The 7,342-nt window shown below is 63.0% G+C and carries 8 protein-coding genes and 1 pseudogene; 5 read left to right on the forward strand and 4 right to left on the reverse strand.

The genetic code is table 11. The features are described from left to right. Positions 1 to 384: TrbI/VirB10 family protein (locus RMN84_RS03205; protein ID WP_309610764.1), on the forward strand; the 384-nt coding region annotated here is incomplete at its 5' end. 6 nt (positions 385 to 390) lie between these two features. Beyond that, a complete protein-coding gene (gene virB11, locus RMN84_RS03210) occupies positions 391 to 1,374 on the forward strand; it encodes a P-type DNA transfer ATPase VirB11 (RefSeq protein ID WP_309610765.1) in 984 nt (327 codons plus the stop codon). On the opposite strand, the gene RMN84_RS03215 is transcribed toward virB11, so the two are convergent. Genes RMN84_RS03215 through RMN84_RS03225 form a run of 3 tightly spaced genes read right to left on the reverse strand, consistent with a single transcriptional unit; the run spans position 1,364 to position 3,651 of the window. Next, complete coding sequence (locus RMN84_RS03215) at positions 1,364 to 1,831, reverse strand: FKBP-type peptidyl-prolyl cis-trans isomerase (RefSeq protein WP_309610766.1); 468 nt, start codon at positions 1,829 to 1,831, stop codon at positions 1,364 to 1,366. The genes virB11 and RMN84_RS03215 overlap by 11 nt on opposite strands. A gap of 3 nt (positions 1,832 to 1,834) precedes the next feature. After that, positions 1,835 to 2,773, reverse strand: coding sequence for an outer membrane beta-barrel protein (locus tag RMN84_RS03220; protein WP_309610767.1), 939 nt, complete (start codon positions 2,771 to 2,773; stop codon positions 1,835 to 1,837). Between the two features lie 53 nt (positions 2,774 to 2,826). Then, positions 2,827 to 3,651 carry a helix-turn-helix domain-containing protein gene (locus RMN84_RS03225; protein ID WP_309610768.1) on the reverse strand — a complete coding sequence of 275 codons (825 nt, stop codon included), beginning with the start codon at positions 3,649 to 3,651 and terminating at the stop codon, positions 2,827 to 2,829. 290 nt (positions 3,652 to 3,941) lie between these two features. Between RMN84_RS03225 and RMN84_RS03230 the strand changes: the two genes are divergently transcribed. The 3 genes and pseudogenes from RMN84_RS03230 to RMN84_RS03240 all read left to right on the forward strand — a co-directional run. Beyond that, positions 3,942 to 5,027, forward strand: coding sequence for a histidine kinase dimerization/phosphoacceptor domain -containing protein (locus tag RMN84_RS03230; RefSeq protein WP_309610769.1), 1,086 nt, complete (start codon positions 3,942 to 3,944; stop codon positions 5,025 to 5,027). Positions 5,028 to 5,220: 193 nt separating this feature from the next. Next, positions 5,221 to 5,802, forward strand: coding sequence for an ANTAR domain-containing protein (locus RMN84_RS03235; protein WP_309610772.1), 582 nt, complete (start codon positions 5,221 to 5,223; stop codon positions 5,800 to 5,802). Positions 5,803 to 5,810: 8 nt separating this feature from the next. After that, positions 5,811 to 6,401 (forward strand): annotated as a pseudogene (locus RMN84_RS03240) (ABC transporter substrate-binding protein); the annotation flags it as partial. A gap of 620 nt (positions 6,402 to 7,021) precedes the next feature. Here RMN84_RS03240 and RMN84_RS03245 read toward each other — a convergent pair. Next, the coding region (locus tag RMN84_RS03245; RefSeq protein ID WP_309610771.1) for a DUF2141 domain-containing protein at positions 7,022 to 7,342 on the reverse strand (321 nt) is incomplete at its 5' end.

The raw sequence follows: 7,342 nt of genomic DNA on the forward strand, positions 1-7,342 counted from the left end.
GGAGTAGCACAGGGTGCGAGCCGCGTATTCATCGTCTGGAACCGGCTGATCCGCCCCGATGGAGTCTCGATCGCGCTTGCTTCGCCGGCCGTGGACGACCTCGGTCGCGGCGGCCTTGGCGGCAAGGTCAATCGCCATTTCTTCGAGCGCTTCGGGGGCGCGATCCTGCTATCGGTCCTGACCGGCGGAATCGGGGCCTTCACCCAGTCGCTGTCACGCGGATCGACCGTGATCGTCAGCAGCACCAACGAAGCGACCTCGCTGGCTGGCCAGGCATCGCGCTCGGGTGACATCCCCCCGACGATCAAGACTCGCCAGGGCGCGCTGGTGCGCATCTTCGTTGCCCGCGATCTCGATTTCTCCACCGTCGGCCCGACTGTCTAAGTTGACATGAGCAGCCAGCCACTCCTGTTCCTAGACGCGTTCCTCGCGCCCCTGGCGTCGTCGCTTGCGCGTGACGACGTTACCGATGTCTACATCAATCGCCCCGGCGAATTGTGGCTCGAGACTCAGCACGGGATCGAACGCCACGAGGATCCACGGCTCGACGACGATGCGTTATGGCGCCTCTCGCGACAAATCGCCGCCGCCACCGACCAGGGCATCAGCCGCGAGCATCCGCTCCTCGCGGCGACGCTGCCCAGCGGCGCGCGGGTGCAGGTGTGCGCTCCACCGGCGACACGCGGCCATGTCTGCGTGGCGGTGCGCAAGCATGTCGTTCCCAACTTGAGTTTGGATGATTATGTCGCCGCGGGCGCCTTCGATCGGGTCGGCGAGGCGGCGTTGTCGCAGGCGGCGACCGACGTTGCGCTAAGGGCTCAGCTGGCATCGGGCGACGTGCGCGGGTTCCTTGCGGCGGCGGTCCGGGCGCGCAAATCGATCCTTGTTTCGGGCGGGACCGCGACCGGCAAGACGACGTTGCTCAATGCGCTGCTCAAGGAGACACCCGCAGAAGAACGGATCGTGTTGATCGAGGACACCCCAGAGATCCAGCTGACCCATGCCAACGCGGTCGGCCTCGTTGCGGTGCGAGGCCGACTGGGCGAGGCATCGGTCAGCGCCGCCGACCTGCTCGAGGCCGCGCTTCGCCTCCGTCCCGACCGGATAATCATGGGTGAAATTCGCGGGGTCGAGGCGCTCAGTTTCCTGCGCGCGGTCAATACGGGCCACCCGGGATCGATCACCACCATCCACGCCAGCTCACCCGAGGGCGCAATTGAGCAGCTTGCGCTGATCGCGGCGCAGGCCGGGACCGACCTCGGGCGTGAGGAATTGAAGGCCTATATCCGCTCGGTGCTCGACATCGTTATCCAGCTCGGCCGCTCCGACGGCCAGCGACTGGTCAGCGACATCGCCTTCCTGCCTAAGGAGTAACGGCCGCGACCGAACGAAGCGCCATGCGGAAGCGCAGCGTGCTGTTCGCCGGAATCGGTCCGATCGCCTTCGCGCCATAACCCAGCGCTGGTGGAATCCACACAATCCACTCGTCTCCAGGACGCATCAGCTTGAGTGCTTCGTTGAACCCCGGCACGAACTGGCCGACCTGCCCACTGATCGGCTGCCCGCGCGCGAAGCTGCTGTCGAATACCGTGCCCTCGAGCAGCTTGCCTTCATAATCGAACGTCACCGTCTCGCCGTCTATCGGCGAGTGGACACTCACTGGCCCCCGACGAACGACATGATAGACGAGCCCACTTGGGGTCGTGACGTGGCGCACCCGCTCAAATGCAAGCGGCGTGCGGTCGATGTTTGTTTTCTCTGTGGTTGCCACCATGCACGCGGCGAGCGGCATGGCGAGCACGCCGCCGCCGACGATCAGGCGAAGCCACATGTCCTAGCCGCGTTCGCCTTGGGCGGGCGGCGGTGGCGGCGGCGGCGGTGTCGGCGCCACTGGGCAAGCGGCGGTCACCTCGATCACCGATCCATCTTCGCACGTTTGCGTCGCCGGTGGTGGCGGAGGCGGTGGTGGCGGAGCAGGTGCCTCGACCATCGGCGGCGGCAGTGCGGCGACTCCGCCGAAGTTGAAGATCAGGCTCACCAGCAGGCTGTGCGAACGAAACTTGCCGGTCTCGGCAAAGGTTGAGGTCGAGGTCGCGCCGGTCGCTGCATTCGTGAACACCGCCCCATTGGAGAAACGCAGGCGCGAGGTCTGGAAATAGCGATATTTGAGACCGAGATCGATGTTCGGGCTGATCGCGGTCGAAGCGCCGGCAATCAGCTGATAAGCCCAGCTGGTATCGCGCTGGCCAAGCGTCTTGACCCGAGCGCGACCCGCGCCGCCGCCGCCATAGACGCGCACGCCAGGCGCGATGTCATAATCGATCAGACCGTTGAGCATCGCCGACATGACCCGAGTGCGATCACCGAAGTTGAAGCTGCTCGCGGTAAGACCGCTAAACGGCGGCGTGTTGGTCGCGGCGAGGAGCGTCGGGCTGGCGGAGAAGTTCTTATCGCGGGTGCGCTTGTAGCCTAGTTCGCCTTCGAGCCGGAACAGTCCGAAGTCGTAACCGGCGATGGCATCGACATCGACACCCTTCTTGTAATCGGCGACGAAGCCGCTGCCATATCTGTTGTTGGTCGTCGTGACGGTCTGGCCGAGCAGGCCACCGCCGGTAGGGACGGATTGAACGCGCAACGAATTTACGCTGTAGTTAGTGACCCGCGGAAAAAGTATGCCACCTTCAAGACCGACATAGGCCGCGCCGTCGCGGGCAACGGCTGGCGAACTCATCACAATGGCTGCAACGGCAACCGTTAGAACCGAATAGCGCATGGTTGATTTCCCCTGAGTGGCATGGCGCGCTTGTAACTTCTGTTGTTCCAGACTCAAAGGCGCGAGTGTTTGACTTTCATGACACTCTGCAGGTTTTCTTGGTTGTGAACCGGTGCTGATTGCCGGCTAGCCGGCGGCGCTGAGACGGCCCGCACAGGGTTGCTGAGTGCCTGAGACTGTGGGGGCATTCCCGAAAGCGACTGAAGGCCCTCGGGATCCACCACCTCGAGCCAGTCGTATCCGACGCGAATGAGCCCAAAGGTCTGAAACTTGCTGATGACCTTGTTCACCTGGACCGTGCTTCGACCGAGCGCCGCCGCCAGCATGCGCTGGCCGATTGGCAGGCTGAAGCGTCCTTTCACGCAAGCACCCGATTGCAACGATCGTTCGTGAAACTCCAACAAAAGTAGGGCTAAACTGCTGGTCGTCGACCCCAGTGTGAGGCGCGTCAGATGGTCGAGCAGCAGACGGCGGTAACGGAGACCGCTGCGCTCGATCATTGCTGCGGACTGGGGTGCGGTCGTCGGTCCACCCTCAACTAGCGGCGACGCATCGACCGTTCGCACCGGCGTCAGGCAGATCAAGTCGCAATCATGGACGTTGAATAAACCCGGGATGACATAGTCACCGGGCATGAGGAAAAGGAAAATCAGCCGGCGGCCGTCGGCGGCACAACGGAGCCAGCCAGCCCAGCCGCTCGTGATCAAGCGGATGCCGCTGCCCGCTTCGATCCTGCTATTGGAAGGATGATGTAGCGCCGTTCTCCAAAGGCCCTGGATCGCCGCTTGCTCGACGTTTGAGAGCGGTTCGTCGGATGTCGTTCGCTCAGTGAGCTGCCGGAGATTAACGCGCTCAGCTCGCTGTTTATGAATGTTCACATTCGGGTTCCTGCCGGCAGACGGGGACGACGGACTATGCTCGATTATTTACGACACGAGCCACCGGAACGACTTGCGCACCTGCCATGTTCCGCCAATCGTACATACTAGATACGGTGGTGACTGGTGCGCCGGATGCGACTTTCAATTTCGCATGCCGCAGGCGAGCGAGCGCTTCGACGATTTCGGTTTGAATTCATGGTCTTGACGAGGAAGCGTGACAGGAAGGCAAAAAGCGCGTTTCACGGGTCAAACCGGCCGAGTCGGATTGCCGGTGCGTTGGAGTGGGCATGGCTGATCAAAAGGACCTGAACGAGGTCGAACAATTGCTCGCGACGCCGGGGCTCGCCGACGCACTGGAAAGCGACCGGTTCAAGCAGTTCCTCGACCATGTACCGGTAGCGATCGCCGTGGCAGAGCTTCAGCCTTCGGAGACGATCACCTACTGCAACCTCGAGTTCGAGCGCCTTATCGGTAAAGACGCGGTGGAAATTCAGGGGCACGACTGGAAGATACTCCCCGGCATCGCGGCGAAAGACGGTGACGAAAAGCCGCTCGGCGAGGCAGTTTCAATCGACGACGAGTATATCGGCACTTTCACCATGATTGGCGAGAATAAGCAGATCGACGTCGACGCCTGGTCCAACACGATCGAGTCCGATGACGGTGTACCGCTCTTCCGACTGGTCGCGTTGGCGACGACGGGGCAGCGTGATCGCCTTCCGGGCGAACAGCATGACCAGCTGCTGCGACGCAAGGATGCCCTGCTTCGCGAGATGCAGCATCGCGTCAAGAATAACCTCCAGATGATTACGGCGCTAATCCGGATGGAGGCGCGCAACGTGGCCGACGATGACACCGGAGAGCGGTTCGACCGGCTTGCCGGCCGGATCAATTCTCTGGCACTTCTGTATGACCTGCTGTCCGGCGAAGGCGCGGATGATGGCGTCGATCTGGGCGTATACGTCAGCAAGATCGCTTCTTCCGTCATGGAAGCTCATGCGGTCGAGGGCATTCGGCTCGAGCTGAAGGTCGATACCTGGCCATGCTCGATCAATGTCGCCATGCCGACCGGCCTGGTCATCAACGAGTTGATGACGAACGCCCTCAAGCATGCGTTCGTCGGGCGCGATGGGGGCACCATCACGATCTCCAGCCTGGTCGACGACAGCGGCTGCCGCGTCATTGTCGCGGATAACGGGGTCGGCCTGCCCGACGGCATGAGCTGGCCGCAGTCCGGCAAGCTTGGCGCGGTGATCGCGCAATCCTTGCGGCAGAACGCCAAGGCCCAGCTCGAGGTGCATTCTGCACCCGGTAAAGGGCTGCGGGTGGTCATCTTTTTCGCGCGCGAGGCCGCTGAACCGACTGCTGCGTAGCTACGCCCACTCACGACATGCTCATCGCCGCGACACGAACCTGGGCTGTGCTTGCGACAGCACTATTGGATGCAAGTGCTTCAATCTCATTTCGACCGGTGAGGGAAGTCGTGCAGTCTGACCGCGATAGGGCAGAGTGGTAACATTATCCTATTCGCTCTACGGATGTTGCAGTGCAGCATGGAGATGGGTTCTGCGGATCGCGATCATCGATGACAGCCCGGCGCGCGCTTCGGTGATCGAGGAGGGCTTGCGCGAGGTTGGGCTAGCTGACGTGGTCGTGTTGACCGAGCGCAAGGGACTGGTCGCGCGGCTGGCCGAAATCGCCCCCGACGTGGTGCTGCTCAACCTGACCAATCCGGGACGCGACACGCTCGAGGAGAGCTTCCTCATGTCGCGCACGCTCAATCGCCCGATTGCGATGTTCGTCGATCAGTCGGACGAGGAGATGACCCTCGCCTCGGTCGACGCGGGCGTTTCGGCCTATGTCGTCGACGGATTTCGCAAGGATCGCATCAAGCCGATCCTCCACCTAGCCATCCGCAGGTTCAACGCCTTTGCCCGCCTTCAGGCGGAATTGGCAGAGGCACGCGGCGAGCTGGCGGACCTGAGAATCGTCGACGAGGCGAAGCGGATGTTGATGAACCGCCGGCAGCTGGCCGAGCCCGAGGCCTACAAACTGCTGCGGAGCCACGCGATGCGATCCAACCAGCGGATCGTCGAGGTCGCTCGCGCGATCCTGACCGCCGAACAATTGATGGGAGACGGCGCGTGAGCAAACCAATGCGGATTGGCTTCTTGCCGTTGGTCGATGCGGCGCTGCCGATCCTGGCGCGTGAGCTCGGCTACGGCGAGGAAGAGGGACTAGCGCTCGAGTTGGTCCGCGACATGAGCTGGGCGACGGTTCGTGACCGACTGGTCTATGGTCGAACCGATGCTGCCCATTTGCTTGCCCCGCTGGCGATCGCGGCAACGCTGGGGCTCGAGCGACCTGCGGCGGAATTATCGGTGCCGTTCGTGCTCGGCCTCAACGGCAATGCCATGACTCTGTCGAACGCGCTTGCCGACGAGGTCGCGGACGACGGCGTCGGTCGCGACGGGCTGAGCGACCCAGTCGAGGCAGGACAGCGGATGGCCGCAGTAGCGCGCGTCCGCGCGGCGGCGGGACGCAAGCTCCGGCTCGGGGTCGTTCACCGCTATTCGAGCCACAACTATATGCTCCAATATTGGCTTCGCGGGAGTGGCGCCTCGCTCGATAACTTCGAGATTGTCGTGATTGCGCCGCCCTTCGCCGCCGACGCGCTGGCGGCAGGCGAAGTCGACGGCATTTGCGTCGGCGAGCCGTGGAACAGCGTCGCGGTCGATCGCGGGGCGCCTCTCGCCGACAAGGAAGTTGCGTCCCTCGCCGTTCGGGATCTGGTCGATCGTCCCGATTAGATAGGCGCTCATGCAGGCACCGGGATGAGGTTGGCGAACTGCGGACGAGAATGGCCGCCATACTTGTGCTTGCCTGATCGACCTTGTCCTGACCTTGGCCCCCTCGGGGGCGTCGCTGCAGCACTGCATTTCGCCGTTGCCAACGATTATTCCGCAGTCCTGTCTCTGCCCGTCGATACGCTCGATGTTCCCGCGGATTTGCTCGGGTGCCTTGGCGCGGGAGGGCCGAGATACTTGATGGAGCAGCATTTGATTGGCTTTTGGCCCGCACCCCTCGCACGACCGCTAGAAGCGCATCTTTCGGGCGGCGACAGGTCGGTGAGATCATGGCTCTCTGCCTGCTTCGCAAAGAGCGTCGGCGAACCGCATCCGATCGGCAACGCGAATTTCGCCGAAGACCTAAGGAGGTTCTCGGCTGCAGCTGAGCCGCGGAAGTAGCCACACCGGCACGGGCGTCAAGCCTTCGCGCTCGTCCGTTTTTGGAGGTGTCTCGTCCTCGAAGGCACGATGATCGAACGGCCGCACCTTGTCGCGGCGCGCAACGCACTGGCGTCCGTCTAAAAGATATAGCGCATCCGCACATTCTGGTGCGACGGTCCGGCCGGAACCGCGAACCGCACATCGCCCGCGCTCGGCGCCCCGAAGCGGATCGCGGGGTTGTTGGAAAAGCCGAAACCCTCGCGCGGGATTCCGAACCGCTTGTCCATCTTGCCGTTGTCGTTGCTGTCGTGGACCAGCAACAGCGCCCATTCGCCCGGTGCCATGTGGTCGAACTCGATCCGCGCCGTCCTCGCCGCGACGCTGCCGTGGACCGCCTCGGGATCCTTGTCGCAGCGCATGTAATCGGACGTCTGGCGGGTCATGCAGAACAGCAGCTT

Origin of the sequence: Sphingomonas sp. (genome assembly GCF_031380695.1) — a bacterium.
Classification (GTDB): Bacteria; Pseudomonadota; Alphaproteobacteria; order Sphingomonadales; family Sphingomonadaceae; genus Sphingomicrobium.